This window comes from Blautia sp. DFI.1.216 (assembly GCF_020594215.1).
Taxonomy (GTDB): Bacteria; Bacillota; Clostridia; order Lachnospirales; family Lachnospiraceae; genus Blautia_A; species Blautia_A wexlerae.
The window spans coordinates 115,927-140,339 of sequence record NZ_JAJDML010000001.1; the positions used below are offsets into that span (position 1 = coordinate 115,927).

The window sequence follows — 24,413 nt, forward strand, 5'->3', positions numbered from 1 at the left end:
CCTCCCTTCCATCATCTTATTTCGGCATATGCAAAAGGGAGAGGTTACACTCCCTCTCCCCGCTTTTTGTTCTATACGCAATAGAACAGTATTAAATTTTTGTGATAAATTCAGCTTTTGAATATCCCGTCACCCCTTTTGTCATCATCTTCAAGAAGTCTTCTTTTGAAAAATCAGACAATCGGAAGATTTCTTCCGGTCTCATTCCAAGCTGTTTTCCGATTTCTTCAACCGTTTTGCCTTCGTCCATGAGCTCTTTTACAATTTTCTTCATAGGTTCCAGCAAATGAGTACCTCTTGCCCTGTTGTGGGTAACGGTACCGTAAATATCTTCTGAATGCTCTTTATGTTCTACAATAACAACAGGAACTTTCCCATCCAGTTTAGAACATAACGGTTCCATTCCGGCAACTGTCCATCTGTGGAATCCATCGATGATCGTCATGTCTGGGCGAACAACAATCGGAAGTGTCCAACCATTCGTGAGAATAGACTGGATAAGCAGTTTCAAATTCTCCTTCGAAACTTTGTTCGGGTTGTAATCATTCGGTTTCAATGAGTCCCTGTTTACCCATCGTAGGGTAGATAACGGTGCTGACAGCTTATTATCCATGGTGTTCTCCTTTCTTCGCATCATTAATATATCGTCCATATATTCTCTGGTATAGTGCCCGGAATGCCCTCATTTTGGGATCTCCCGAAATCAGACCTTCGTATATATGCTTGTAATCAGTCGGCGTTGCTATTGCTGATACCGCCATAAAGAAATTACGGTATCGTTCTGCCACATGCCTTTTATGCGGAGTGTCGAAGAAAACGTCCATGTGATTAAAAAGATATATCAGCTCCTGCCGATAATCTTTCTGCTCCTGTCCTGCTTCCGCCTCTTTCCTTTTTCTGGAACTTCTGCCGAACATCTCGCTATCCCAATACAGGGCAGCCAGATAAGCATTCGGTTCCCTTCTGATGATCCGTTCCATGAGATCTGGATAATATTCATTCATCTTCACGAGGCTTCTGGCCGTATCAACAGAAAAGAACTGAGATACCCTCATCTGTCTCTTGCTTGATCCAGACTGCCAGAGAAACAGATATATTTCCGGGATATCGACATGGTTTCTCAGAAGAAACAGCCATACATCATTGTCTGTCCAGTCGTAGATTGGGAACACCTGTTTCTTTGCGGTCATTTTATTTCCTGCTTTTGTCATGGACGCAATATTCTGAAGTCTCTGTACGGATTCCGCTGTCCTGATGCCAACCATTGTAATTCCGGATACGGTTGTTCTCGGCAGGAAATCCTGATAAGCATCAATCCTTGGGCGTAACAGTTTATGGTTCCTTATTGCGAATGAAGGTGGCTGTCTTACCCAGACATCTTGCTTCGTAGAATCCCAGCAGATAAATGTTTCGTCATTTGACAGTTCATTGAAGCAGTTAAAATGCTTTACCTCCACGCAATACCATTCAAACTTTGCTCCCATCATCATAAAGATACGCCGCCATTTCTTTGTCATATCTTCCATGCAAGGAAATATTGCCTCTTCATCTATGAACTGCACTGTAAGCTGCTTCATATCGATCTCGCCCCGGTTGGCTAGATTTACCACCAACTGTGCCACGCACAAGCTGTCTTTTCCGCCACTGAAGGAAAAGAACACTGGCAGACCATTTCCAAATACATTTTTTATTCGGATTTCCGCAGCCTTCACAACATCAATGTTTGATTCACAGCGTTTTACAGCCATATTTTCTCACCGCATTTAGGGCAGACAACAAACCTTCTGGTCTCTGTGATCTCAGGTTCGGTTTCAGCGGCATTCTGCTCTTCTGCTGGCTGTTCGTTCTGCGGGTTCGGCTTTTCCGGGCTACTCTCTCCATTATCAGCTGATTGTGTATCCACTGCGGCTTTCTGTTCTCTCTTTTCATTTGCTTCTTTAATCTTCTGGATTTCGGAATCATCTAAAGTTCCATACTCGGAGAGTTTTTCGGTAACTTCATCCGCATCAGCGACCATCTGCTGTAAAATTTCTTCATCATATCCAGGGATATCCAGATCCCCCTGCAGTTCCTCAAGGAACTCATTCAGGGTTTCCAGATTGTCGATTCCAAGAGCATAGGTCTTATTATCAGCTATCATGAGTTTCTTTTTATCGTTCTCAGAAAGCCCTGCTTTTACATATACAGTTGCTTCCTGATAGCCAAGACTCACCATAGCTTCATACAAACCGTTACCAATCAGAATGATATTGTTTTCATCAATGACCAGTGCTCGTGTCTGACCAAACTTTTCAAGTGATCTCTTCAGTTCCCTGATCTGCTGTTCTGAATGAATCCTGACATTTTTCTCAGGATGCTTCAGAACACTCAATTTTTTGATTGTTACTTTCATCTTGCTTGTCCTCCATTTCTGAAGGGCAATGGCTTCCGGCTGCAACCGGCTATTTGATAGCTTTTAAAAATTCTCTAGCTCCATCGAAATGCTGTGCTGCATTTTCAACTATGGTCTTATCAATTTCGTAAACTTCTTTCCAACCTTGCTGTTCTGTCTCCATGTACTGTCTGGCAGGCCATGGATGTGTACCGCATAAATATCCTTTCTCCCAGTCATATATGGGCGGGAGTTTCACATCATAATAGTGAATATACGCAAGGACATCTTCGTGTCTCCACTCTGCGAGAGGGCTGTATCTGGTGATTCCGGATGAATTAGTGTAGATATTATCTTTTCCAACATAATTGCCGTCTGCCTTTCTGCGTCCGAGCAGGAGTATTTCTAACTGATGCTCTTTATAATATCGTGCTTGTCCCCTGTGCTGTACGATATGGAACCACTGTGCTGCCTTATTGCTTTTATCCGGAAACAACATATCCGGATGCTTTTTCAGCCATTCCATGTCCTGTCCGGTATTGATAATCTCAAGGTTAGAAGGTTTATTCTGCTCTATCCATGCAATAAATGCCGGATATTCCAGATTGCATCTCACAAGGACGCTCTGATCGATGCCAGCTTTCTCGCATATCTCTCCAAGTACCAGGGAGTCTTTTCCCGCACTCCATGCATAGGCTGCCTTTTTCCCCTTGCATTTCTCTTTGATGTCTTTCACTGTCTTTTTCACAAGGGAATCCAGTTCTTTCTTTGACACCGTCTCTTCAATGTGTTCAAGCGCATTCTTCCAGTCTTCATTATTTCGAACGGATTGTTTTCTACCGAGCATAGCGTCTCTCCTTTCCGGAAGCGGCCAAGGCAATAATTCCGCTCAACAGGACTGTAAGCAAGCTTCCCAGTGTTTTATATGGTCCACTATTCAAAACGCTGCCGTAGGCAAATACAGAAAGCCCTACAGCCAGTGCAGCAACCACACCTGTGATAATCCCTTTTGCATTCAGTCTTACCCTTTTCAATGTCATGACTGTTGGAAGTAATGTTGACGCCCTCAGTGTGCCATAGAACAAAAATAGATGTGTCACTGTAATTCCCGGGATATTTGCAATCAGAATGCCAGCGATCAGAAGCACTGCCATTGCAGCTCTGGTCTTCCTGATGTCTTTTCCTCCTGCAATATCTGTCGTAAGCGAAGATACTGCGCACAGGTTGCTATCCACTGTAGACAGTAAGCCGGAAACAATCATGAAAAGGAACGGCAATACTGCCCAGGGCGGGAAAAAGTGGCGGATCAATTCAAAATTGATGATTCCAAGGTTCTGTGCCTGATATCCTGCACCGGCTCCCATAAATCCAAGAATTCCCATTGACAGCGGAACCACCGCAAAAAGAACTGCTCCAAGAAGAAACGCTCTTCCCAGCTTCTCTTTTTTTACTGCAAACGCTCTCTGCCAGAAGCTCTGATCTCCAAACGGCCCGGATAAAAGTCCAATCGTTGTCGGAAGCCCAAAGGCTAAGAAAATCTCTACTCCTTTTCCAGAGAATAGTGTTGTGTAGTCTCCTGATATACCGCTCAGTCCCTGTATAATGCCCTGTGTTCCTGTATTTCTTACTCCGAATATTACAAATAGGCTACATGCAACAAGCATGAATACCATTTGAATAGCATCTGTAAGCATAGATGCTTTGATTCCGGAGAACAGGGAATATGAAATTGCTATGCAAGCAAGCAAAATAGTCATGGCTTTGAACGAAATTCCTGTTACTGCACTAAGGATCTGACTTCCTGCAAGAAGCTGAACTCCCGTTGACAGAACAGACAGCCCGATCAGCTGAAAGAGGTAAACTCTTTTCACTCCATCGGATTTGTATTTTTCTTTCATGTAACCAGACAGTGTCATTCCTTCCGGCATTTCCTTCCGGATTCTCTTTGCAAAAGGAATAAATATCACCAAGCATAAAGCATTTGGCACTAAGAACCAGAAAAGCCCAATCCATCCGGCCGAATATGCTTTTTCTGTTGAAACAAACAAAGCCGGCGCCCAGATCCACGTCGCCGCAATACTCAGTGCGGACAGGATCCAGTTCTCAGACCGGCTTCCAACACAAAAATTTACTACATTTTTCTCTTTTTTAGTCATGGTCACTGTCGCCAGTATCATGATCGCTGCGTAGACAAACAGCATAATTATTCCATTCATGTATGATCTCCTTTATTTTTCTAAAGGAGCATTTTACCTTTACATTTATATCCCTCCCGTCCAAAGGTTTACATTAAAAAAGCCACCAGATTTCACTCTGATGGCTCATGGCTCATGATAAAATTTTACCCGATTATCATACACCATTTTCGTTATTAAGTCAATGTTAAGTTAACGCTTTTCGATATTTTCTATTTTTCAAAAAAATCTCAGTCCGTCAATCCCGAAAAACAGCGAAGATAAGCGCTCTTTCGCAATTTTGAGATCCTCGTAAATAGTGACTTTACTAACGGAAAATTTTTTTGAAATTTCCGTAATATTCATTGACTGCTTTGATATGTACAATAACTTGATTACTTTGTATCTTCTCTTGTCTTTCTCTGAAAGCTTGCTACAATAAATTCTGTATACGTCCAGCATTTTATCAATATGCTGTACCATTAAAGCCGTTCTCTTTGCCGACGCCTTGATAGATTCCACGATCACCTTGTCGTCTTTCATCTCCATAATGTCTTCCAGTATTTCTGTGACCTCTTCTCTTTTTGAATCCCTCGATTCATATACAGCATTTTCACAGGATGCCTTGAGAGTCCTGTAGTTTCTGAGGAGCAATTCTGTATTGTGAAGTCTTCGGTCTATTCTTTCTTTTTCAGCCCGGCGCTGAGCCACCAGCATTGTATCGCTCGCAACCTGTGCTCCTGCCACTGCTGCCTGCTGAATCATTTCTTCAACATCTTTTTTGCTCATAACAACGAATTGTTTTTCTGTATCCATGCTCCACCTCACACATATTTCTTTCCAGTCTCAGGATCCTCGAATTTGATTCTGTCACAGAGTTTGAATCCAAAACCTCTGGCAAGTCTCTTTACCATCTTCACAAACAATTCTGCGTCCTCATCTTTTTTGCTTCTACTTGCCCTGTACACCAATGTTCGGGTTCTATCCGCTGCGCAGATTGCATCATGTGCTGTTCTGTCCTTACATCCGCTTGCATTATATAAACTTTTATCCATTTCAATTCTCCTTTATATTTATATATTTAAGCATGTACTCCTCTTTATACCGTTTCCATTGTTGATCTGTCATTCCCGGAGCGTAGAAATTTCGCACTGTATCAAGCGCTTCCATCATCCCACATTTGGGACATATCATTGTTTTATTGTCTTTTCTTGATAATGCCGGGCGAGAACTATACTCTTTCCCACATTCAGGACATATCCTTTTCTCCTCCATTTTTTAAACCTCCCAAGAAATCTTCTATAGTCATTTGGCCTGGAATAGATTCTTCCGGTTCCTCCTGTTCAATAGAATAATGAGGCAAGATACTTCCCCAGCATTCTGGTCCATATCCTCTCTCAATGCTTTCCGGATCCGTCAGTTTCCTTCCACATTTCTGACATTTGCTGTACATACGAATCCTCCATCTTTCCGCCAAGTAATGCAAATAGCCATGCTCTCTGGCTCTGCAGGTACTCTATCTTCCATTGAAGAATCATCTGGTCAATCACCTGATCTTCAATCACCTGATATTTTTTAGCTATCGCAATCTGTTCTTCATTCTCTCTGATAGCTTTCTCGATATCAATATGAATCCTTGCATACTCTTTCAAAGGGGCTTCTTTGGCCTTTTTATAGGCTATAATAGCCCACAAGAACCATATGATCATACAGCTAAAGATTCCACATAAGTAAAATATAACTTCCTTCATTTATTTTACTCCTCTCCTTTTTTTCTCTTGCCTTTTCGATATCAAACATCTTTTCACTCCAATCGAATATTTTTCTTATTTACAATTAGGTTTCTTAATTCTCTTTATCTCTTTGAGTTCCGGCTTTTCGACATGAGTTTCTGCCCATTCTCGCATTTCTTTTGCCCCAGGATTCTTTTCTTCGATTTCTGATGCTAAATGACGTAAAACAGTAGATATAAGTCCTGCATCCGCGGTTGCATAAGGCGTAATGGCATGAATAATGTTTGAACTATAATAACCTAAGCCTTTTCCAAATAGCTCTGCAGCTTCTTTTGTTTTGCCTTCCTGAATCAGTTCATTGCTTCTGAGCACATAACTTGCCATGCGTTTTTCTTTAAATTTTTTCATTTCTTCATCCTCCTTAATGACCGCTCCGCAACATACAAAATAATAATTCCGACATAGATCTCTTTCTTGGTCCCTGCCTGCATGATAAAATAGCCGCCAGCTTCCAACTCCTCTCTGTGTTTCCATCTATCGGTGTAGGATTCTCGAATTCATCTGTAATTTCTGCCCAGTATGGTATTGCAACCATCACTCCAAAATAATTGGAGGATTCCGGAAACTGATCACGCATATGCTTAGCAAGTTTCCCACTCCGAAAGTCCGGTAAAATATCCTTGTAACACTCCATAGTGGTTACAATATAGTTTTTCTCACCCAGGAAGTTGAGACCGTTCCCACTATAAACATCCTCTTTGCAGCTTTTTACCTCATAACATGTAAATATGCCTTTTTCTATCCCGGATATAGAGCACTGGTCAGCTGGTGAAAACTGCATGTAATCAACTCTTTTCGCATCTCTTCCCCACGGATCAATACTTACCTCGCTGGCCCAGTGCTTCCCAGCGCCGTTAAACCGGGTACTTATAAGCAACTGTCCAAGGAACTTGGTTGTTTCTGCTCTTGTCACGCTTATACCTCCATAGATTCAAAATTTCGGTTTTCAACTCCCTCCGGCAACTCAGCAATTCTAATATCTTCCATAGGCATCCAAGCATGCACTCTTTCTCCTGAAATACTTCCGCATTCTTCTGTCCATGCGAAACCGCTATCTGGTTCTCCGTCCATGGTCAAGCCTCTTAAATCTGACTCTTTGTCCAAATCTGCGAAATATCTGGTATCAACCTCAGCCATAAATTTTCCTGTCTTTTTACCATCTTTTCTCTCTGGATAAATAAGCGTCACCCAGTACAGCCCTGCCTTTTTCGGGTTTCCGTCTTTTTCAACATAATTCCACTGTTTTTTCATCTTTTTATCACCTTTATCCTTTTTCTTAAATACTCAGCATGTTGATTTGTTACAATATAATCTTCGCACTGCCTACAGGTCATATCTCTATTTTTCAAGTTCCCATCATACCAATTACATTCGTCACAGACGAAGCAGGCTTTTATCGCTTCCCCTGCACAGTTATCTCCTGTTTCCACATTGTTTGCACAATGATTACAACGGCATCCTGTGCAGTGAAAAGCATAATCATCCCGGCTCATAAACTTCCTTGCAATAATTCTGGATTGTCGAAAATGCTTCCAACTACTTCCATTTCGCACCTGTCGATATAATCTTTGGTCAGTGGCATTGAATAGCATAATGGTTCACATCTGCTGATTGTATCTGTCGGAATAATCTCATAATGCCATCCGACAACTTTATCTACTATGGACCCGGTTTCAATATTTCTTACACCAAATTCTCCAAATACCGCTTTTACAAGGTCTTCTGAATTTCCATGACGCATCAAAATATCATTCTCCCAGATTTTCTTGTTGTTCTTATCTGTTGATCCTGTGTACTCGCATATTGTATCCGGATCAACTTCGTCAAATTCATCCGCCATAACGGTCCATTTGCCTATTACCAATTTCCCTATGAATATTCGCTTTTCTCCCGGCATTCCACCATCCAACAGGTATCCCTCTATCCATTCACCGTTATCTTTTTTCTTTCCCTTGAAAAGAATTTCTCTCATTCAACTCCACTGCCTTTCACGAACTTAATTGTTACATCTATTATCTTGTCCTCCTCATAGCGCTCTGGAAGCGGCATCCAGGCATTGACAAATAAGCCAATTTCAAGAAAACTTTCGTCCTGGTTTCCGACTCTGAATGTGCCTCCACCTTCATTATCAACCGTATATCTTCCGATTGCCGGAATATCGCAGTTATCAAGTGATATGGCAATGTATTTGTCCGGTTCTGGTAATCTCTCATCAACTGGAATCCATCTATTAGAATTCATCAGATCAATGGCTTTCTTCTGTTCAGCTTCTGTTTCACAGTGTATTACAATGTCATAAGTGTCATCGTATGCACTAAATGTGCCGTCTTCGTTCTGAACAATTTCCATTACATCGCTCATGCTTCCACCTCGCATTCTTTTAAATCGGAAATCAACCAGCTTTCGCCTTCTGCTTCAACAAAATCAAACTTTGCATTTGTTATGCCCTCTAAATACAAATATTTGAATGTACTTCCGTACATAGACTCAACTTTTTTAGCAAGATATAGTTGCCCTTTTCCATTTCTCAGCATGTAACTCCACGAAGGATCCAGTCCGTCAAGGAAACTCTTTTCGTCTTTTGTAAGTTTAGGCTTTCCTGTAATATATTTCTCCTGTAACTTATCATCATTTTTCTCATTTATTTCACATGCATAATTTGTAATAAGGCATTTATTGTTTGCAGTTACTCCCGCAATAGCTCTCAGCAGATATCCAGCAATCTGTTCTTTTTTTACACTAGATTTTTCCGAGCATTCAACATTAATTGTTATCTTAATATTTTTTTCTTCCATAACGCCATCTCCTTCTCGCTTCTACTCTTTTCATGCGATGAACTTCATTTTCCAAGGCATTCACCTGTTTCTGCAGGTCATCCACATCGACCAACAGGTAAAAATCCGGTTGGATCAGTCTGGTCGGCCCTACATTCAGATTCATCTCCTTGTGAAGTTCCTTGCACTTGTTTTCTCTCTCATGCACTGCTTTATATATTTTCACTTTCCGCACCTCCTAAGAAACTTTTTCCGAACACTGTCATATTCTGTTAACAGATTAATATCTTTCTTCCAGCTCAACGGACGATCTGCAATTTCTGCATAATACTCTTTCTTGATCAGGAGCCCATAGCTTGCCGAAGAATAGATATCCTGTCGATCGCATCCAATTCGCTTTGCTATGTCGGATGCAGTGATGGAGTATTCCATCACTGTCCCGTCCTTTCTGCACAAATTATATAAATTCGCCATAATGCATCACCTTTCAGCTGTGTGTGGCGTAAAAATTCTCCATCGCCCATCTATTCCCGGTAGCAGCCACCTGTGCTCTGGTTCTTTCATATGGAGTAATCGGTTTCCCGGAAATTCTTTTGGATCTGGTTTTCGGAAGGAATCCTTTCCGACGAAGCTCTTCCAGTTCTTCTGGTGTTGCATCTTTTACATCTTTCATATCCAAGATCTCAATCATAGTTTTTATTCCTCTCTTATCATTACTGGAAGCACGATAGCTTTCATGTCACTGTCTTCCGCTTCAACAACTGCCGGCATCTTAGGCCCTGAAAAATTCATAGCTATATTTTCACAAGTGAATGCTTTCAGTGTTTCAAGAACCAGCTTCGAATCGAAGCCAATTTTCAATGGTTCAGGAAGCGGATCCTGAAGCTTCACCTCTTCCTGATAATCCGTAAGTCTGTCGGCAATGCGAATATTTAACTGATCTTCGTTCATTTCGAAGACTGCAGGTTTCTTTTCTTCCGTACACATCTTTGCTCTGGTCATTGCCGCAACTAATTCCGGTCTGGAAACATACGTTTTCATCTTTCCCGCCATGTCCGTCAAGTGCGACCAACTTAATCTTGTTTTCTCCACCTTCGAAGTACACACCCATCATCTGTGTTGCAGAACTGCTGTCTGCAGCTGCATAGATAACATGTCCAATTGCCTCCATCATCCTCTTACCATTGATCACAACTTCTGGGGCATCCAGATCTTCTGTAATATCAAAACTGAATTCTTCCGGAGGATAGCTCTGGTATTTATTCTTTATAGCTTTTGTCTTGATCGTAACAATGTTTTTGCCGTCTGCATCAATAATCACTTCGCCATCCGGAAGATTTTTAATTACATCAAAGGCTTTCATAGGAATGATGAAACAACTGCCTTTAGAGGCCTCTAATTTGAGCTGCATGGTCATTTCTGTATTGGATGCGATTAAATACCCGTCCTTTACCAGAACGCCTCCTAATGCCGGAAACTGGTCGTTCTTCTGCACAATGCTTTTCAATTTATCAATAGTTCTGGAAATCTCATACTTCTGTACTTTCATCTTCGTTCCTTTCCCGGAGTGTTATCCCGTCCAGATATTTCACAACTCCGTTGTTATATTTAACTCTATAAGGTGCCAGTTCCTCACGATTCATATACTTATGTCCGTAGATTTTTTTCATGTCTCTGAATACGATCCATGGAACCCTGTAAAACTCCTCGAATTCGAGGGATATTACCAAGAAGCACATGGCCCCCATCTTCATGTAACGTTCAAAGCATTCCTCCTGCTCTTCTGTCACAACATTCCGACTGATCTGGCCTTTATCTGTATGTTTCGCATCAAACAGAACCATTGTAGAGTCCATCAGGGCGCCTTTAAAATCCGGTTGAGCCTGTTGTGTAAAACAACATATGAACTGGCCTCTGTCTCTGTTATACGGCTTAATCACTTTAAAAGCTTCAGGGGTTTTATCTATAACAGCTATCCCCCGGTCCTCATAGAACCGTGAAGCTGCCATAATCATTTTTTCAAAATATTCGCCGTTTGATCTGCTTTTAAGCCCTATGATTGAACGATTATAAGTATCCATGCTCACCTGCCACTTTCAACAGCTTATTGATCGTTACTGCTCCGATTCCCGGAATCTTATTCTGCTGGAGCAATACAATAAACTCCTTTGTTGTATTTTTAGCTAAAGCCTTGCCTTCGTTGAACCCTTCGCTTCTGGCTTTCTCCACTCTGTCTTCCACATAATGAACCAGCTGTTCATCTGTCTTTTTTCTCATTTTTACTGCTTTCTCATGGATTTTATTTTCATCCATTGTTCTTCTGCAACTTTTCTTAGCCATTCTATCTCCTTTCTTACACGGCTTCTGGTTCTACGAACCCTATCTGTCTATCTTCTTTCCATTCTGTTCCGGAAAAATCAAGTGCCTGTCCGCACTTCTCACAAAAATCAGGGTAGTAATCTGGTCCAGCATTCAACGCACCACCGCAAGCCGGGCAATAATGGTATTCATGTTCCAACTTCACGAAATTGTATCGAATAACAATTCCTGTTTTTGATACAGGTTTCATAGCGATCATTACTCCACCCTCTCTCCATATTCGATCACATATTCATACTGCGTTGTCTTTCTAGTTTCACTGCTTGGAATCTCTTTTCTTACGATCTGAACCGCATATCCTGCTTTCGCCAGCATTGAAACCATCTGCAGTCTGTCTTCTTCATTCCACTGTACCGAGCCTTTACGAATGCTCCTTATGATCTGCTTAGCCATTACCCGCACTTCCTTTCTATCTTTTCTTCTCGTTCTTTCATCAGTTTCTCGAATGCAGCTACAAAAGTTTTTACTGATGACGGCATCTCGCAGTTGTGACTGCCCCTGCACTGGATCACTCGACCTTTGTTATATTCCATTGTGAAATATGGTGTATCAGGTTCTTCCACTCTGCGCACAAAGAAGATGTGTGTCTGCCCTTTTGCCACTCGATCAACGTAAGTTCCAACACAATGGTGAAGGGCAGCTCCTTCATTCTTGATTTCCTGTGCATCTCTTGGCACTCTCAATATCAATCCTTTTCCTTTTATCAGGAAAGCGTTATCTATGCCGGCATTCTCTTTGAGCATTTCCTCCAGAAGTTTTTTCATGACCTCAGCCTCTCGCTTTATCCGTTCTTCTTCCCGACGTTTCTTTTCTGCGGCCTTTTTATCTTGTACTGCCTGATATTCCGCAGCTGTCCTGTCATGAACTTTTTTGAAATTCTTCGGGAAATAGAAGAACATATTGGTGAGGTCATATTTCAGTTCTTTACACCAAGCCAGATAATCCAACCAGTCCTTGGCGCAATTCTGCAAACGTTCTTCCCTGATATCCGGTCTTTCTTTGCGCTGCATATAAGAATATCTCCAACACCCTCCACGCTCTCCTACTCGATAATCGGAACCTTCGCGCTCGATATATCTGCAGATCTTATGAATCGTTGAATGTCTGTTTTCTTTCCGTATCAGCGTTGTATTGCATCCAAAGAGTTTATAGAACCGTTCCAATTCTTCCGCTTTTAGGTTGTATCCGGAGCTTTGCGCTTCCTGCAATAGCCTCAATTCATCAATGTTCCCATCAATAGACTGCAGGATTCGTGTGTTCTCCTTCGTGAGCCCGAGTATTTCAAATATTGTTTTTCCGTTTTTTCTGAGTCCCCTGATTCCATTCCGGCTATTATATTCAAATGCCCCGTCATGAATCTTATTGATCAGATGCGCAGCCAGTTTATACAGACCCATTTTTATAAACCATTCAAGCTGTGGAAACTCCTGATATCTGTAAATAGCATTGGCATAATGTATCTGTTCGCTCGGTCTATTCTCTGACAAAATCTCCAGTGCTGAATATTTCATTGGAGTATCTTTCCATGCTTCCGGCAGGTTTCCCGGATATAAGGCGCAGTATGACCTTTCTCTGTACCCTTCATCTGTACACCACCGCACAATACCAGTCTGTTTATACTCTCTGTATTCATAACTGCTGGTGCATGGCGTTCCGTTCGGTGCAAATTTGTAAAACGTCCTTACGATTTCAAGCAGACTGTCATTCGTTTTTCCATCCTGTTTCACCTCTCTATGGACCGAGAAATATCGCCACAGAAACCCCTCTTCTCTTGGTTCAATGAATGAAACTATCCTTTTGTCCCATATATGTGCCGGCATCCTGCCTCTGGCTTTAATGGTGACCGGACTTCCACAAAGGGGGCATATCCCCTTCTCGTTATTTCTTAACCGAATTTTCGTTCTGTCTACCAGTGTCACCCCATTACAATGAGTGCAATGCACCAGAGCCTCATTCTTTGATCTTGTTGAGTAAACCAGATATCTGCTGAATGACATCACTTTTTCCGATACCCATTTCTTGAAGTCTTCCGGAATTTCCTTGACTGTTCCCATGACTGTATCAATAGGATTTGTCTCCTTGGCATGTTTTTCATCCAGTCTCCGCTGTTTGACCATGTCCTGAAAACGTGTCACAGCTGTCCAGTCTTTAACATCTTTTTCTGTACTCCATTCTTTGAAAAATCCACGCATACGATCAATGTCTGCATCCGTCCAGAAAAACATGTTCGGGGTATATCTGTTCCCCTTATCTCTATCCCAGTGATATTCATACAGGTGAATACATTCCATCCGATCAAAAGCTGCAGTCAGCCATTTCACCCTTTCAGCAGTCAGATCCTGTGATATGTAATCATTCTTGGAAAAAAATGTTCTTAACTGAGCGCTCTTTTCTCCTTTCTTCAGTTTATCAATGGGATAGAATGTCATCATCAAAAGATCTTTTTCTATGTCTCTTGTTGTAACAATATGCGTGCCCGCAGCTCTTTCGGCAAACCTGACCATTTCGTCTGTGGCTTCTTCTCTTGGAATCTGTGCTAATTTTCTCTTTTCCATGTGGCGGCCTCCTATAGAAGATCGAACAGTGACATCTGACCGTTCAGGCCGCTGCTTTTTGTACTTGTTTTTTCAGTTTTCTGCTGCTTGGAAGCAGCATCTTTTTTCTCTGGCTTTTCAGAAACCTTGGAATCATCCTTTGTTTCCTGAATGTCTTTCTTGATTTCTGTGACTTTTTTAGCTGGTGCTTCTGTCTTTTTTGTTGTCGCAGGCTTTTTGCCTTTTTCCTTTTTGGCGGTTTCCGGTTTTTCATACTTGCGGTAATAATCCTCGGCCCATTCATACACAACTCGGTCTTCAACTGCTGTACTTCTGCCATTCGACTGCTTCCTAGCCTGTTCGACAATATAGTTAAAGCACTTGTTCCAGGTCTTTCCCTCCTGCATCACATCTTCAGCAAGCCCCTGATCCTCTTCGCATCTTTTCAACAGATAAGCAATGATCGGATCCGCAAAGTTCTTCTGGGTTGCTTTTTTCTTTTCAGCTTCCAGTTTTTCTTTTGCTTTCTGCTTTATTGATTTTGTATTTTCAGTTGTCTCTGCTTCTGCTGACGATTCATTGCCGCTCTCGTCCTCTAATTTGCTCTCTGGCAGTTCTGTTTCGTCCTGCCCTATCGTTTTACTGTCCACGTCCGTTTCCGTCTCTAAACGGTCGATTTCAGCAGTGTCCACTTCCTGTTTTAACTGTTCTGACATTTGTATTCTCCTTTCTCGAAATCAAAATGAAATGTTATCTGTTCCGGTGCTCTTCCAAATAAGGTGGGCCGTCGTTGTCTGTGTCTAAGAATTTGAAGTTGTCTTCTCATATTCCACTCTGGCCTGAAATAAAACGGTGTATACCAAAATTCCTGTTCAGGTCTTTCCTCTGGCATAAGTGTATTGCCTGCTACTGGATTTGATAGTGTGTTTGCAACTGCTACATATCCTGGACAGCCAAGAAGCGACAACTGTACAAAACACATTTGTGCAGTTACCCGGTCAATATCATTTGCAACAAACAGCACTTGAGTCTGGTAATTAAACCCTTTCCGACGAAATGTATTCGCCGCTGCTATAAGTGTTGCTCCGGCTCCGCAGGCAGGATCGTTAACAGATACCCATTCTTTGTTCTGCAGTTTCTGCATATTGTCATGTATCGTCAACTCTGCCATGCATCTGCAGACATCATACGGTGTGAAAAACTGGCCTTTCCAGTGATTTCCCAGTTCGAGGCTCATGTATAACCTCCCAAGGAAATCCTGATCTGGATTGCGTTCCAGTGCTTCAACTACAATCGCAAAGCACTTGGCCGGCTTCTCCACTCCTCCAAGGCGTTTGATACACTCTGCATACTCTTTTTCCCTTGCCGTATGTCTCGGCAATGACTTATCTACTGCATTTGCAAGTGTACATGCCATTGCCGCCATCAGATCCGCCCACACCTGCCATGAACTCCGGCTGTAACACAGCTCTTGAAAGACTTTTATGAACTCTTTCTCTGTTCCCTGTATTTTCTCTATCTGCTCCATGCTGTCACCTCTTGAATCCGTGTTCCCGCATCAGCATATCTATATACTCTGGTGTCGCACGTTCTGGTTCTTCTGCTATCTGTTCCCGGTGCTGTTGTTCTATTGCCACATTTTCTTGCGTGGTAAGCTGTGCAATATATTTATTTTTCGCTTCCAGAATACTCGGAGGAAGCTTTGCATCGTTCGTCTTGCGCTCGATCAGGCTTGAATATATCTTGAAGAAGTGTGCTCGCACAGCATCCTGGTTCTCATCAAGACATATCTCCCGGAAGCCAAGCCGCTTTACCGCCTCTCTGACTATCGGTGTCAGGCTTTCCAGTGCTTCTTCCTGCCTGTAATATCCATACTGGCTAATGGCTTTCTGCACTTCTCCCCATGCCTCTCCCTGGTCTTTGAGGTGTGGAACTGTATATTCTGCACATTTCTCCCGTATCTCAGAAATCTGCGGCGGGTATGTATGAGTGGCAAACAGTTCCATCAATGCTGTTTCGCAAAGCTTGTAGTCCAGATCTCCCAGCATGCGGTACCACATTCTGATGCTGTACTGGTCTGGCATGACATTGAATGTCGGATATGCGCTTTTGATTGAAGCCCTGATAAGATCAAATTCCTGTTGCGTCACTTCCATCACCTGTCCCTTTGTACCATCCAGCTGTTGCCTCCATGTATTGACTGGTAGACATATTTCGTGTTGCGGCCGGCGCTTGTGTCACAGGAGTTCTGGATGCCGGCATTGAATTCTGTGATCGCCCTAACCAGTTAGTTATAAAACTCTTGATTCCTCTCGGGGTCTTACGATTACGAGGGTGACTATCAAGCCATGCCGCCATTGATCTAAACTCCTGTTCAACATCCAGTGCCGGAAACAGTTCTCTCAGTGAATTGAGGTAATCAAAGGTCACATCATAGTTCCCTGAGCCCGTAGCCAGAGGAAGAGAAATAAAAGTGTTCTGCTTGGAGTCTTTAAGCTCCAAGCTAATGTTTTTATTATCTTTATCTTTATTCTCTGTTCTCTTATCTCTATTCTCTGGTGCCCGAACGTCCGACATTTGTCTGGACATTTGTCCTTCTTTATCCTCAATAATCCTTGATTTTTCGGCATTTATAGTTGCTCTGTACTCTCTTTTCCTGTCGGCTTCATTAGAACTCCGTCCTATAAAATTCTGGATATCGAGCATATAAATTGCACCATTATCCAAAATTTCAATGAATCCCATGGATGTCAACACCTTCATCGCTTTTTCAACAGTTCCAACTTGATGGTGTGTAATTGTTGCCACCATATCCGGCGTATAGGGGATAATCCCCCTATACATAAGCCGGCCGTCCTGTCTTAAACTCATTAAATAGAGTTTAAGTAAGATATCACTATAGATATATCCATCTTTCATTCCTTGCAGGAGAAGCATATCTTCTGAATCAAAGAAGCCTTCTTTCAACTTCAAGTAATAATAAGTTTTCTTATCTGCCATCTTTCCCTCCTGTTAGTAGATTACTTTTGAACCATCATCTGTTTTAATTACTGTCACAGCCTGGCCAAATCTCGCTTTCATGGCATCATCATGAGTGATTGCCATAATCTTCACATCGGAATACCGATCGCGAATAGTCTCTAGGGCATCTACATAAGCCTGTGCACCCTCATCATCAAGGAAAGGCGGTTCGTCAATAAAGAGCATTCCAAGCTGTATTCCTGCCGCTGTGGCCTTGATCTCGGACAGTGCAAGGATAACGGCAAGAGAAGCCTTAACTTTCTCGCCTCCGCTCTTTGAAGCATATGGAAGAGTTGTCTTGCCATATTCGTTGATCAGAACATCCAGCGTTGCCTTATCTCCGTCCTTGCCTTTGACGGTGCGCTCCATCGCGAATTCCACTCCCATCGTTCCGCCGGTCATCTGGCCAAGAATATTGTTCGTAGTATCTGTTATATGAGGAATGATGTTCCTGATGATCTGATGCGGAACTCCGTCCTGTGAAAATGCCTGCTTTAATGCTTCATAACAGTCCGCTCTGCCAGCAGCTACTGCAATTCCATTATTCAGCGTGGAGATTTCGCCTCGCATGGTATCGATATTTTCCAGACGTTCAAGGAGTACTCCCTTCTGGATCTGCAGTTCTCCAAGAGTTTCCTTGTTACTGCGAATCTGCCTGTCTGTTTCTTTCACCATATCGGTCGAAAATGTTTCCTTCATTTTTTCCAACATGGTATCCATACCAGTAAGCTGAGAAGAGAGAATGAATTTTCTGTCAGTAAGTTTTTCCCTCTCTTTTTCCATGCTCTCAATCCTTTCAAGAACATGCTGCTTTCTTTCTTCGTAAACAGGAAGTTCTTTTTCCTGTTCTACATAAGTCTGCAGATGAACCATCTGCTGTTTGATCTGTTCCTGTCTGTCAACTGATTCCGATAGTTTATTAACTGTTTCCGTTATCTCAGAGGCCTTTAATTTGACCTGTAGCAGATTCTCCTCACACTGCCCTATATTTTTATCGTTCGATTCCTTTTCGGTCTCTAAACGGGCAATTTCGAGTTTGTTCTCCTCCACAGCTTTCTTCATTCGTTCATATTTGGAAAGTTCTGTTACAGATGCGGTCAGAATAGCGAGGCGTTTAGGATCGTATCCTATTCTTTCAATCTCTTCCTGCTTATCGGCTATTTTTTTGTCACGCTCAGATGTTAATATCTCAATCTCTTCCTCGCATTTTTTCAGATTATCCAGTTCAACCGGAAGGCTTTTGACATCTTCGACTGCTTTCGACAGGAATCTGCAGCTTGCACTCTCAATATCCGGGCACCCAGAATTCTTCATGAATTCTTCCTGTTGTCTTATCTCAGCAATCCTTTTCTGTCGATAATCCCGTCGGTTTTCTGCTCCTGATATTTTCTGCGAATAGGATGAGTCAACTTCATGCAATTCGTTTTGAGCCGTAGAATATCGGTATCTTTTTTCCTGCTGACACTCAATTTCTTCTCTTTCCTTTACCAGTGCATCAAGTCTTTCTTCCAGATCATCCGGAACATTAAATGCCAACTGTGAAATCTGATTGCGTATCTGGTCGTTTCGGAACTTGCTCTTATCAATAAGTCGCTGGTAACGGTCAGCCTCTTCGATGTAACCGTTCAATGTCTCTTTGGCATTTTTATATTTAATAACGTCCTTTTCTACGTCAGAAAGCTGCAAAGATAATTCTGAATGCTGTTTTGCTTTTTCCCGTATCACATCAGCCATTTCCAAAAGATTGTTGCACGCTGTCAGTGTCTGCTTTGAATATTCCAGGTCATGTTCCATGGCACTGCATTCCTCAGAGCATTCTTTTAATTCACTTCTCGCTTTTTCGCTTTCTTTCTCTGCCTCAGATATTTTTTCCTGACGTTCGAGCAGTTTTCTTCTGGATTCATCCAGATTTTCAAGTTCTTCCTGCTTTTTATGAATATCTTTTTCTACTGTCTCCAGTTCTTCCTCTGGATTTCCCTGAGCCTTAATGAAGTCAGTCTTGATCCGAACGGCTTCTTTTTTAGAAGCAAGCTCCTTTCTTGCATCCGCAAGTTTCTTTCTGGCATCCAGTTCCATTACTCCATAAATTCCAAGCCCGAGCAGATTTCCAAGGATAGCGATACGTTCATCTTTCTTCGCCTGCAAGAATAATCCATACTGGTCCTGCATGATCAATGCGCAGCTGCGAAATGTCATGCTGTCCATGCCAAGAAGCTTCTCGATTTCAGCCTGTGTGTCAATGATTCTTTCCTTGGACAGATTCATCCAGTCAGCACTTTCTTCCTGATACTGTGACAAGTTCAGGGTTGGTTTTCCGGATTTTGTTCTGGTGCGGACTACCCGGAATCGTTTCTCTCCGATGTCGAAAATAAATTCTATGGAGCCGCTTCTTGCATCCTCTGTACCTCTGATCCACGCCTTACAGTCTCCCTCTCGGGTTTCTTCAAACAGACAATCCACAATAGCATCCATGAAAAGGCTGCTCTTTCCTGCACCGTTTACTCCATTGATCGTGCAGAATGAAATGTCTGAAAAATCAAAGTTTTCTTCTTTATAATTTCTGTAATTACGGACAGCTATTGAAATCGGTCGGAATACTCCGTGTATCTCTGCAGTTGTACTCTGTTTCATCGCTTCCGCAATAATCGGTTCTGCCAGTTCTACGATCTTATCCGGATTCTTGAAGCATTTTTCTTCCAGATACTTCTTGAGATTTAAAGTCGGGTCGCTTTCCTCTGAGAGTAATCCTCTGTTCGTAACATCAATAGCATTTTCTGCCTCAATATCCGACACATAAAAGGCTCCCCAATCATACAAATCCTTTTGCAGTAACGGGATATTCAACAGTTTTTTCTGTTCACTGGTGCAACTATATTTCACTCTTACAATCATGTCTGAAATATCCCTGCTGATATTCGTAACCAATGCATATGCATCCCTGTTTTCGATATAATCACTTACCTGATTCGTGTCCCAATCTATGGTTTTGAATCTGCGATAAGGTGTTTTACGGAACTGAGATGATGTCATCTCCCCGCCCATGAACTCATGAATATAAAATCCTCTGTTCTGATACTCGTCATTAAAATTCATGGCATTAATAGCGCCAGAATAATACACGTTATGCAATCCGTTGATCTGCTGTGGTCTATGTATGTGTCCCAGAAGCACTGCTTCATAGCCAGCAGCTTCCAATGCTTCTCTCGGAATAACCGGCTCAAAATTTGTAAAGAATGAAGTCTGACCGGATTCCATGTTGCAACCAGGTACGGTATAATGCGCCATCAGGATAGATGTATTATGGCATTCAGCTCGAAGCCCCATTACCATACTGGATATATAGCTTGTCCATGCTTCGTTTTCTTCATCTGCAGACAGACCAGGGAATCTTGATCTGAACTCCTGCTTATCAAATCCCGGAATGCAGGCTATATCAGCATATGGCGTACGGAGTACAGTTGGCGATGTTACTATATGTACATTTCCAGTATTTGCAAACATCTTGCTCAAAACTCTGAATTGTCCACCTCCATCATGATTCGGCGTTCCTCTCATTACGATTACTGCTTTCGCAACACCTGCCAATTTTGTGATCGTGTCTGTTGCAACAATCATTTCGTCCGAATATCTTACCGGACCTATCTGCTCCTGATGGAAAACATCACCAGAAACGCAAACAATGTCTGGTTTCTCTTCTTCTGCAACCTTAATCATATAATTAAGACAATTTACTGTATCCTGTGAACGGAGATTTACCCCGTCCACTACAGGACCTTTGAACTGGCCAATATGCCAGTCAGCTGTATGTAATATTTTCATCTGCGTCCGCCTCCTCTCTGGCATTTGATACACAATGGTTCACCAAATTTATTGATTGAATACTCATAAACCTTTTCATTTATGATCGTACCGCATCTGGAGCACTGAAAATCTGCAGTTCTGTCTTCCTCTGGTTGCGGATCCGGTTCATTCGGCTCTTCCTGTTCGGGCTGGGCAAATGCTTCCTGTTGAATTTCGCCCATATCTTCATCCGGAAGTTCCGAAGTAAACGCCGGATTGTCCAAGTCACCTTCATCGATAATATTGCTATCTGTGGCAAAATCTACATTCTTAACCTCAATCTGAGGCATTCCGAACATATTGTTTACAGAATTCATACCCTGCATCAGCATTGCCTGCCGGACCTGTGGATCTGAATAATCCGGAGAGAATATTACTGTTGGAATCGCGAAATTCTTTTTTAATTCATCCTTTGTGTAAGAGCCTTTTGTCCCAAGCAATGCTCTGATGACTCTGAGTTTTGCTCCTGTCATTGCTTTTTCGGCCCATGTCTTCTTTAATAAAGCCATATTTACTTTTACCGAACGTTCAACATATCGTTCTCTATCTGCTTCGTCGATAACATAAGCTTTAACTTTCTTTCCCCATTTATCTTTCGTATCAACCCAGCTTCCTTTAAATATTTCTGCCGCTGCATTTGCCGCTTTCTTGTCTGTAATCCCCTTAACCGCCTTATCAGAAAATTCTGTACGATACTTATCTTCTTCATCCTCAAGACAGATTTCTTTCTGGTCGACTTCCGCTCTGTAAGTCCCATCCGCTTTTCTCATTGCTCCCTGTGCCTGAGCTCGATATGTGATACTATCAATTCGTCTACCGTATGTCTGATGTGGATTAAACTGAATACCAGCTGCCATAGCCAATTTGTTAAGAAGTGGTTTGGATAATGAATATGTATCCTGCCAAATATCATTTCCTTTGCTATCTGTTTTTCCAGTTTTAACAGAACCAACTTTAAAAATGTCGCCACTATTTTCGCTCAGATCAACTGCAACTTCCTCTACATGATATTTATAGAAAGGATTCAGTTGCACATCTGTTGCCGCAGGGACAAGCAAATTATGATCACTGTATGCTCTTATAACCTCTGATAAGCTTCCTGAAATTTCCTGCATGTACTTGATTACCTCCTAAATCTGTGATAAAATGACGGTGTTCTTTAAAAAATGAGGCCCAACCTGTTTTTTAAAGTTCTGACCCAAAAGCCTCGGATGCGGATTTATGAGTGCCGTCTACACTTCATATCTCCTTTAAGCATCTGGGGCTTTTAATATGCATCTCCTACAGCGAATCTGGTCAATGCGTATACCCACACCCACATGAGCGGAATTGCTATCCATTCGGATCCGAGTTCTGCGCTTCCCCTTATTGCGCAAAGCATATCGCTCAGATATCCGAAGAAGATAAGGCTGACTGCTGTAGGAACGATGTAAACCATCGACCTTTTCAAGAAGCGAATTCTCTTTTTTATTTTCGCTCTTTTCTTTTTTTTGGAATATTCCTCATACTCCTTCTCATTAAATTCTCGCACCACGGACAGATATATCCGTGTTTTGGAATCTTCTGTAATGTACTGATGTTCCACATTCTTTCGCATATCTTGCACTTTGCGTACATCCATTATCTTGCCTCCTTATCAATTAAGATCAATTCTTTGGCGATAACGCTCTGTAATGCGCATCTGTCCATTTCATGCCAGCTGATCGGTACCGAACTGTTATCCAGCGCATTTAAAATTCTCTCAGCTGTTGTATGATATTTCTTCATATCTTCTGTTGTAAGCAATTTCGCACCTCCTTCATCTATGCTGTCTTCTCTGTATCAATCTGGGTTACAAAAATTCCAAGATCAACACTTTCCATATTGTTCAGTTCCTCCAGAAGCTCTGCGTCTGATGTAATTCCATAGTTCTTTTTTAATATTTCTTTTAATTTTTCTTTAAGGTCCATCAAAACACTTCCTTTTAATTATCTGAATCCGAAATATTAAGATAATCGCTGATTCTTCTTCTGATTTCTATGCTGGTATTCTTTCCATTTAAAGTTGACGAAAGATAGCATCTGGAACAGCCAAGTTCTTCGGCCAGATCATTAACAGAGATATCATTCTGAATCATTGCTATCTTGGCTTTCTTGCACCAGGGAGATAATTTCTTCTGCATTAAACCTCCTCCCCTCATTTCAAAGATTTTTCAATCCAGTTTTTCAAATTTTGAGTTACCTCATTAACCTCATTCAAGGTGTTTATGATTTTCTCTAAATCTGGCTTTTCATCCTCTGTAATAACTCCATCTGCCGTAATATCCAGCAGGAGTTCTTTGGCTTCGTTGATCTTCCGGAATGAGCACAACGCCCTGAGTGCAATCCTATCAATATCCTGATTCTCGATCTTTGGCATTCCTTTTCCCAGAGGGCACATTTCCCGGCAATAATTACCTTTTAATTCAGGAGCTCTATAGATATCCGCCATCAGAAGCACTTCCTCTGGATAAGGAGTAACACTCCCAAGTTCTATCCGTGCAAGCCTTGTCCGGTCAACACCAAGTTCCTCAGCAGCTCCTTCGCGGCTACCTAACCGCTCATTGAACTTTGCCGCTTCGTACCGTGCCTGGCAAAACATATTGCCAGCCGCTTTCGTGGCATACTTCGACATTTTTCTATCCTTTCTTTAATGCTATGATGTAGTTACAACCTATTAAATTGTGTACTCTGTATTGATATCCAATGCTTTACTGATTGTCTCAGCTAAAGCTGGTGCATATGAAGCGCCATTGATAGTCCGGCTCACATAATTTCGACACATACCAACCTGATCACACAAATCTGTTACTGTCATATCCCTGTCGATCAATGTCTTCTTTACTTCTTTGCACCAAGGGGATAATTTTCGTTTCACAAAATCACCTCCAGTCGTTACAGTAAACATTTGTTATTTACATTTGTTTAAAATTGCTATAAAATTGTAATGGCAGAAAAATATTGTGAATCAAAATGATGCAACCTCTTAATAGCTGTGGCGGCCATACTCGAGGAAATATTTTTATTTGCAATTATTTCTGCTACATTTTTTATTTCGTTTTAAACATTTGTTTATTACAGTTTTAATAATAATAGCAGATATGCTAAATGTCAATAGTTATTTTCGCATTTTTGCTATTTTGGAGGATTTTTTGTGTCATGACCCTAGTTTCTCGTATTAAAGAGCTCGCTAAAGAAAATAACTTAAATTTAAAGCTTTTAGAGGAGTCTGCTGGTTTTGGTAATGGAACAATTCGTAGATGGGATAATAGCCCGCCAGCTGCTGACAAGTTATTAAAAGTAGCAAATATGCTAAATACTTCTTGTGAATTTCTTCTCACTGGAAAAGAACAGACCCCAGAGTATACGGAATTCGATATGGAAATTCTTTCCTTATTTCATCAACTTCCAAGAGATGCTCAATTAGAATTTAAAGGTGAACTAAAAGGATATTTGAAGCATCTTGATCAAGAGGCTTCAAATAAGAAACTTAAACAAGCAAAATAATAA

At 41.7% G+C, this 24,413-nt stretch carries 38 protein-coding genes; 1 reads left to right on the forward strand and 37 read right to left on the reverse strand.

What is annotated here, in order from left to right:
- Positions 1-91: 91 nt before the first annotated feature.
- From LJE11_RS00580 to LJE11_RS00760, 37 genes are all read right to left on the reverse strand, one after another.
- Positions 92-613, reverse strand: coding sequence for a ParB N-terminal domain-containing protein (locus LJE11_RS00580; protein ID WP_118566490.1), 522 nt, complete (start codon positions 611-613; stop codon positions 92-94).
- Positions 606-1,748 carry a phosphoadenosine phosphosulfate reductase domain-containing protein gene (locus tag LJE11_RS00585; protein WP_195277619.1) on the reverse strand — a complete coding sequence of 381 codons (1,143 nt, stop codon included), beginning with the start codon at positions 1,746-1,748 and terminating at the stop codon, positions 606-608. The genes LJE11_RS00580 and LJE11_RS00585 overlap by 8 nt, the downstream gene beginning before the upstream one ends.
- Entirely contained in the window at positions 1,739-2,392 is a 654-nt protein-coding gene (locus LJE11_RS00590; protein WP_195277620.1) for a ParB/Srx family N-terminal domain-containing protein, read from the reverse strand. The genes LJE11_RS00585 and LJE11_RS00590 overlap by 10 nt, the downstream gene beginning before the upstream one ends.
- Positions 2,393-2,441: 49 nt before the next feature.
- Positions 2,442-3,218, reverse strand: coding sequence for a phosphoadenosine phosphosulfate reductase domain-containing protein (locus tag LJE11_RS00595; protein ID WP_227295298.1), 777 nt, complete (start codon positions 3,216-3,218; stop codon positions 2,442-2,444).
- Entirely contained in the window at positions 3,208-4,587 is a 1,380-nt protein-coding gene (locus tag LJE11_RS00600) for a sodium:solute symporter family transporter (protein WP_227295300.1), read from the reverse strand. The genes LJE11_RS00595 and LJE11_RS00600 overlap by 11 nt, the downstream gene beginning before the upstream one ends.
- A 198-nt stretch (positions 4,588-4,785) precedes the next feature.
- A complete protein-coding gene (locus LJE11_RS00605; RefSeq protein WP_118570985.1) occupies positions 4,786-5,361 on the reverse strand; it encodes an HTH domain-containing protein in 576 nt (191 codons plus the stop codon).
- Positions 5,362-5,369: 8 nt separating this feature from the next.
- A complete protein-coding gene (locus tag LJE11_RS00610) occupies positions 5,370-5,600 on the reverse strand; it encodes a hypothetical protein (protein WP_118566484.1) in 231 nt (76 codons plus the stop codon).
- Between the two features lies 1 nt (position 5,601).
- A complete protein-coding gene (locus LJE11_RS00615; protein WP_195382639.1) occupies positions 5,602-5,820 on the reverse strand; it encodes a hypothetical protein in 219 nt (72 codons plus the stop codon).
- Positions 5,795-5,998 (reverse strand): DUF6011 domain-containing protein, encoded by a 204-nt coding sequence (locus LJE11_RS20715; RefSeq protein WP_227226220.1) that lies wholly within the window; start codon positions 5,996-5,998, stop codon positions 5,795-5,797. The genes LJE11_RS00615 and LJE11_RS20715 overlap by 26 nt, the downstream gene beginning before the upstream one ends.
- Complete coding sequence (locus LJE11_RS00625; protein WP_195382640.1) at positions 5,943-6,296, reverse strand: hypothetical protein; 354 nt, start codon at positions 6,294-6,296, stop codon at positions 5,943-5,945. Before LJE11_RS00625 ends, LJE11_RS20715 begins: the two co-directional genes overlap by 56 nt.
- Positions 6,297-6,371: 75 nt before the next feature.
- Positions 6,372-6,686 (reverse strand): hypothetical protein, encoded by a 315-nt coding sequence (locus LJE11_RS00630; RefSeq protein ID WP_008704633.1) that lies wholly within the window; start codon positions 6,684-6,686, stop codon positions 6,372-6,374.
- A gap of 13 nt (positions 6,687-6,699) precedes the next feature.
- Positions 6,700-7,251 carry a hypothetical protein gene (locus LJE11_RS00635; RefSeq protein ID WP_055149948.1) on the reverse strand — a complete coding sequence of 184 codons (552 nt, stop codon included), beginning with the start codon at positions 7,249-7,251 and terminating at the stop codon, positions 6,700-6,702.
- 2 nt (positions 7,252-7,253) lie between these two features.
- Entirely contained in the window at positions 7,254-7,589 is a 336-nt protein-coding gene (locus LJE11_RS00640; protein WP_195382641.1) for a hypothetical protein, read from the reverse strand.
- A gap of 238 nt (positions 7,590-7,827) precedes the next feature.
- Positions 7,828-8,310 (reverse strand): YopX family protein, encoded by a 483-nt coding sequence (locus tag LJE11_RS00645; protein WP_195382642.1) that lies wholly within the window; start codon positions 8,308-8,310, stop codon positions 7,828-7,830.
- Positions 8,307-8,699: a DUF551 domain-containing protein gene (locus tag LJE11_RS00650; protein WP_195382643.1), complete on the reverse strand. Its 393-nt coding sequence runs from the start codon at positions 8,697-8,699 to the stop codon at positions 8,307-8,309. Before LJE11_RS00650 ends, LJE11_RS00645 begins: the two co-directional genes overlap by 4 nt.
- A complete protein-coding gene (locus LJE11_RS00655; protein ID WP_195382644.1) occupies positions 8,696-9,133 on the reverse strand; it encodes a hypothetical protein in 438 nt (145 codons plus the stop codon). The genes LJE11_RS00650 and LJE11_RS00655 overlap by 4 nt, the downstream gene beginning before the upstream one ends.
- On the reverse strand, positions 9,114-9,338 hold the full coding sequence (locus tag LJE11_RS00660) for a hypothetical protein (RefSeq protein WP_195382645.1): 225 nt from the start codon (positions 9,336-9,338) through the stop codon (positions 9,114-9,116). Before LJE11_RS00660 ends, LJE11_RS00655 begins: the two co-directional genes overlap by 20 nt.
- Entirely contained in the window at positions 9,335-9,586 is a 252-nt protein-coding gene (locus LJE11_RS00665; protein WP_195382646.1) for a hypothetical protein, read from the reverse strand. Before LJE11_RS00665 ends, LJE11_RS00660 begins: the two co-directional genes overlap by 4 nt.
- A 13-nt stretch (positions 9,587-9,599) precedes the next feature.
- The gene (locus LJE11_RS00670; RefSeq protein WP_195382647.1) at positions 9,600-9,803 is read right to left on the reverse strand and encodes a hypothetical protein; all 204 of its coding nucleotides are present in this window, start codon (positions 9,801-9,803) and stop codon (positions 9,600-9,602) included.
- A gap of 5 nt (positions 9,804-9,808) precedes the next feature.
- On the reverse strand, positions 9,809-10,165 hold the full coding sequence (locus LJE11_RS00675; RefSeq protein ID WP_331466234.1) for a hypothetical protein: 357 nt from the start codon (positions 10,163-10,165) through the stop codon (positions 9,809-9,811).
- Between the two features lie 476 nt (positions 10,166-10,641).
- Positions 10,642-11,193 (reverse strand): Holliday junction resolvase RecU, encoded by a 552-nt coding sequence (locus tag LJE11_RS00680; RefSeq protein WP_227226207.1) that lies wholly within the window; start codon positions 11,191-11,193, stop codon positions 10,642-10,644.
- A complete protein-coding gene (locus LJE11_RS00685; protein WP_227226204.1) occupies positions 11,180-11,452 on the reverse strand; it encodes a hypothetical protein in 273 nt (90 codons plus the stop codon). The genes LJE11_RS00680 and LJE11_RS00685 overlap by 14 nt, the downstream gene beginning before the upstream one ends.
- A 13-nt stretch (positions 11,453-11,465) precedes the next feature.
- The gene (locus LJE11_RS00690; RefSeq protein WP_118566466.1) at positions 11,466-11,690 is read right to left on the reverse strand and encodes a hypothetical protein; all 225 of its coding nucleotides are present in this window, start codon (positions 11,688-11,690) and stop codon (positions 11,466-11,468) included.
- A complete protein-coding gene (locus LJE11_RS00695; RefSeq protein WP_055200062.1) occupies positions 11,690-11,884 on the reverse strand; it encodes a hypothetical protein in 195 nt (64 codons plus the stop codon). Before LJE11_RS00695 ends, LJE11_RS00690 begins: the two co-directional genes overlap by 1 nt.
- Positions 11,884-14,046, reverse strand: coding sequence for a PcfJ domain-containing protein (locus LJE11_RS00700; RefSeq protein ID WP_227226201.1), 2,163 nt, complete (start codon positions 14,044-14,046; stop codon positions 11,884-11,886). Before LJE11_RS00700 ends, LJE11_RS00695 begins: the two co-directional genes overlap by 1 nt.
- An 11-nt stretch (positions 14,047-14,057) precedes the next feature.
- Positions 14,058-14,741 (reverse strand): Cas9 inhibitor AcrIIA9 family protein, encoded by a 684-nt coding sequence (locus tag LJE11_RS00705; RefSeq protein WP_227226200.1) that lies wholly within the window; start codon positions 14,739-14,741, stop codon positions 14,058-14,060.
- Entirely contained in the window at positions 14,726-15,553 is an 828-nt protein-coding gene (locus tag LJE11_RS00710) for an N-6 DNA methylase (protein WP_227226198.1), read from the reverse strand. The genes LJE11_RS00705 and LJE11_RS00710 overlap by 16 nt, the downstream gene beginning before the upstream one ends.
- 4 nt (positions 15,554-15,557) lie before the next feature.
- Positions 15,558-16,181 carry a replicative helicase loader/inhibitor gene (locus LJE11_RS00715; protein ID WP_227295305.1) on the reverse strand — a complete coding sequence of 208 codons (624 nt, stop codon included), beginning with the start codon at positions 16,179-16,181 and terminating at the stop codon, positions 15,558-15,560.
- The gene (locus tag LJE11_RS00720; RefSeq protein ID WP_227295306.1) at positions 16,156-17,025 is read right to left on the reverse strand and encodes a phage replisome organizer N-terminal domain-containing protein; all 870 of its coding nucleotides are present in this window, start codon (positions 17,023-17,025) and stop codon (positions 16,156-16,158) included. Before LJE11_RS00720 ends, LJE11_RS00715 begins: the two co-directional genes overlap by 26 nt.
- 12 nt (positions 17,026-17,037) lie before the next feature.
- Positions 17,038-20,865 carry a metallophosphoesterase gene (locus LJE11_RS00725; protein ID WP_227226192.1) on the reverse strand — a complete coding sequence of 1,276 codons (3,828 nt, stop codon included), beginning with the start codon at positions 20,863-20,865 and terminating at the stop codon, positions 17,038-17,040.
- Positions 20,862-22,001: a hypothetical protein gene (locus LJE11_RS00730; RefSeq protein ID WP_227226190.1), complete on the reverse strand. Its 1,140-nt coding sequence runs from the start codon at positions 21,999-22,001 to the stop codon at positions 20,862-20,864. Before LJE11_RS00730 ends, LJE11_RS00725 begins: the two co-directional genes overlap by 4 nt.
- A 152-nt stretch (positions 22,002-22,153) precedes the next feature.
- Positions 22,154-22,507 carry a hypothetical protein gene (locus LJE11_RS00735; protein ID WP_182466317.1) on the reverse strand — a complete coding sequence of 118 codons (354 nt, stop codon included), beginning with the start codon at positions 22,505-22,507 and terminating at the stop codon, positions 22,154-22,156.
- Positions 22,507-22,671 carry a hypothetical protein gene (locus LJE11_RS00740; RefSeq protein ID WP_227226188.1) on the reverse strand — a complete coding sequence of 55 codons (165 nt, stop codon included), beginning with the start codon at positions 22,669-22,671 and terminating at the stop codon, positions 22,507-22,509. Before LJE11_RS00740 ends, LJE11_RS00735 begins: the two co-directional genes overlap by 1 nt.
- Positions 22,672-22,688: 17 nt before the next feature.
- Positions 22,689-22,835, reverse strand: a complete 147-nt coding sequence (locus LJE11_RS00745) for a hypothetical protein (RefSeq protein WP_020993751.1) — start codon at positions 22,833-22,835, stop codon at positions 22,689-22,691.
- Positions 22,836-22,849: 14 nt separating this feature from the next.
- Entirely contained in the window at positions 22,850-23,047 is a 198-nt protein-coding gene (locus LJE11_RS00750; protein WP_227226186.1) for a helix-turn-helix domain-containing protein, read from the reverse strand.
- 14 nt (positions 23,048-23,061) lie between these two features.
- Positions 23,062-23,538 (reverse strand): helix-turn-helix domain-containing protein, encoded by a 477-nt coding sequence (locus LJE11_RS00755; RefSeq protein ID WP_227226183.1) that lies wholly within the window; start codon positions 23,536-23,538, stop codon positions 23,062-23,064.
- Positions 23,539-23,580: 42 nt separating this feature from the next.
- A complete protein-coding gene (locus LJE11_RS00760; protein WP_118566457.1) occupies positions 23,581-23,781 on the reverse strand; it encodes a helix-turn-helix domain-containing protein in 201 nt (66 codons plus the stop codon).
- Positions 23,782-24,062: 281 nt separating this feature from the next.
- Between LJE11_RS00760 and LJE11_RS00765 the strand changes: the two genes are divergently transcribed.
- Complete coding sequence (locus LJE11_RS00765) at positions 24,063-24,410, forward strand: helix-turn-helix domain-containing protein (RefSeq protein ID WP_128866037.1); 348 nt, start codon at positions 24,063-24,065, stop codon at positions 24,408-24,410.
- Positions 24,411-24,413: the final 3 nt, after the last annotated feature.

What these genes read in the sequence shown, in the direction of transcription:
- LJE11_RS00625 (WP_195382640.1), bottom strand. Translation starts at nt 6,296, where the DNA reads ATGAAGGAAGTTATATTTTACTTATGTGGAATCTTTAGCTGTATGATC.
- LJE11_RS00595 (WP_227295298.1), bottom strand. Translation starts at nt 3,218, where the DNA reads ATGCTCGGTAGAAAACAATCCGTTCGAAATAATGAAGACTGGAAGAAT.
- LJE11_RS00655 (WP_195382644.1), bottom strand. Translation starts at nt 9,133, where the DNA reads ATGGAAGAAAAAAATATTAAGATAACAATTAATGTTGAATGCTCGGAA.
- LJE11_RS00720 (WP_227295306.1), bottom strand. Translation starts at nt 17,025, where the DNA reads ATGGCAGATAAGAAAACTTATTATTACTTGAAGTTGAAAGAAGGCTTC.
- LJE11_RS00750 (WP_227226186.1), bottom strand. Translation starts at nt 23,047, where the DNA reads ATGCAGAAGAAATTATCTCCCTGGTGCAAGAAAGCCAAGATAGCAATG.
- LJE11_RS00705 (WP_227226200.1), bottom strand. Translation starts at nt 14,741, where the DNA reads ATGTCAGAACAGTTAAAACAGGAAGTGGACACTGCTGAAATCGACCGT.
- LJE11_RS00645 (WP_195382642.1), bottom strand. Translation starts at nt 8,310, where the DNA reads ATGAGAGAAATTCTTTTCAAGGGAAAGAAAAAAGATAACGGTGAATGG.
- LJE11_RS00630 (WP_008704633.1), bottom strand. Translation starts at nt 6,686, where the DNA reads ATGAAAAAATTTAAAGAAAAACGCATGGCAAGTTATGTGCTCAGAAGC.
- LJE11_RS00615 (WP_195382639.1), bottom strand. Translation starts at nt 5,820, where the DNA reads ATGGAGGAGAAAAGGATATGTCCTGAATGTGGGAAAGAGTATAGTTCT.
- LJE11_RS00670 (WP_195382647.1), bottom strand. Translation starts at nt 9,803, where the DNA reads ATGATTGAGATCTTGGATATGAAAGATGTAAAAGATGCAACACCAGAA.
- LJE11_RS00685 (WP_227226204.1), bottom strand. Translation starts at nt 11,452, where the DNA reads ATGGCTAAGAAAAGTTGCAGAAGAACAATGGATGAAAATAAAATCCAT.
- LJE11_RS00745 (WP_020993751.1), bottom strand. Translation starts at nt 22,835, where the DNA reads ATGGACCTTAAAGAAAAATTAAAAGAAATATTAAAAAAGAACTATGGA.
- LJE11_RS00695 (WP_055200062.1), bottom strand. Translation starts at nt 11,884, where the DNA reads ATGGCTAAGCAGATCATAAGGAGCATTCGTAAAGGCTCGGTACAGTGG.
- LJE11_RS00665 (WP_195382646.1), bottom strand. Translation starts at nt 9,586, where the DNA reads ATGGCGAATTTATATAATTTGTGCAGAAAGGACGGGACAGTGATGGAA.
- LJE11_RS00585 (WP_195277619.1), bottom strand. Translation starts at nt 1,748, where the DNA reads ATGGCTGTAAAACGCTGTGAATCAAACATTGATGTTGTGAAGGCTGCG.
- LJE11_RS00600 (WP_227295300.1), bottom strand. Translation starts at nt 4,587, where the DNA reads ATGAATGGAATAATTATGCTGTTTGTCTACGCAGCGATCATGATACTG.
- LJE11_RS00690 (WP_118566466.1), bottom strand. Translation starts at nt 11,690, where the DNA reads ATGATCGCTATGAAACCTGTATCAAAAACAGGAATTGTTATTCGATAC.
- LJE11_RS00710 (WP_227226198.1), bottom strand. Translation starts at nt 15,553, where the DNA reads ATGGAGCAGATAGAGAAAATACAGGGAACAGAGAAAGAGTTCATAAAA.
- LJE11_RS00590 (WP_195277620.1), bottom strand. Translation starts at nt 2,392, where the DNA reads ATGAAAGTAACAATCAAAAAATTGAGTGTTCTGAAGCATCCTGAGAAA.
- LJE11_RS00610 (WP_118566484.1), bottom strand. Translation starts at nt 5,600, where the DNA reads ATGGATAAAAGTTTATATAATGCAAGCGGATGTAAGGACAGAACAGCA.
- LJE11_RS00725 (WP_227226192.1), bottom strand. Translation starts at nt 20,865, where the DNA reads ATGAAAATATTACATACAGCTGACTGGCATATTGGCCAGTTCAAAGGT.
- LJE11_RS00675 (WP_331466234.1), bottom strand. Translation starts at nt 10,165, where the DNA reads ATGGCGGGAAAGATGAAAACGTATGTTTCCAGACCGGAATTAGTTGCG.
- LJE11_RS00680 (WP_227226207.1), bottom strand. Translation starts at nt 11,193, where the DNA reads ATGGATACTTATAATCGTTCAATCATAGGGCTTAAAAGCAGATCAAAC.
- LJE11_RS00735 (WP_182466317.1), bottom strand. Translation starts at nt 22,507, where the DNA reads ATGGATGTACGCAAAGTGCAAGATATGCGAAAGAATGTGGAACATCAG.
- LJE11_RS00715 (WP_227295305.1), bottom strand. Translation starts at nt 16,181, where the DNA reads ATGGAAGTGACGCAACAGGAATTTGATCTTATCAGGGCTTCAATCAAA.
- LJE11_RS00765 (WP_128866037.1), top strand. Translation starts at nt 24,063, where the DNA reads ATGACCCTAGTTTCTCGTATTAAAGAGCTCGCTAAAGAAAATAACTTA.
- LJE11_RS00730 (WP_227226190.1), bottom strand. Translation starts at nt 22,001, where the DNA reads ATGCAGGAAATTTCAGGAAGCTTATCAGAGGTTATAAGAGCATACAGT.
- LJE11_RS20715 (WP_227226220.1), bottom strand. Translation starts at nt 5,998, where the DNA reads ATGTACAGCAAATGTCAGAAATGTGGAAGGAAACTGACGGATCCGGAA.
- LJE11_RS00700 (WP_227226201.1), bottom strand. Translation starts at nt 14,046, where the DNA reads ATGGAAAAGAGAAAATTAGCACAGATTCCAAGAGAAGAAGCCACAGAC.
- LJE11_RS00605 (WP_118570985.1), bottom strand. Translation starts at nt 5,361, where the DNA reads ATGGATACAGAAAAACAATTCGTTGTTATGAGCAAAAAAGATGTTGAA.
- LJE11_RS00755 (WP_227226183.1), bottom strand. Translation starts at nt 23,538, where the DNA reads ATGTCGAAGTATGCCACGAAAGCGGCTGGCAATATGTTTTGCCAGGCA.
- LJE11_RS00580 (WP_118566490.1), bottom strand. Translation starts at nt 613, where the DNA reads ATGGATAATAAGCTGTCAGCACCGTTATCTACCCTACGATGGGTAAAC.
- LJE11_RS00640 (WP_195382641.1), bottom strand. Translation starts at nt 7,589, where the DNA reads ATGAAAAAACAGTGGAATTATGTTGAAAAAGACGGAAACCCGAAAAAG.
- LJE11_RS00650 (WP_195382643.1), bottom strand. Translation starts at nt 8,699, where the DNA reads ATGAGCGATGTAATGGAAATTGTTCAGAACGAAGACGGCACATTTAGT.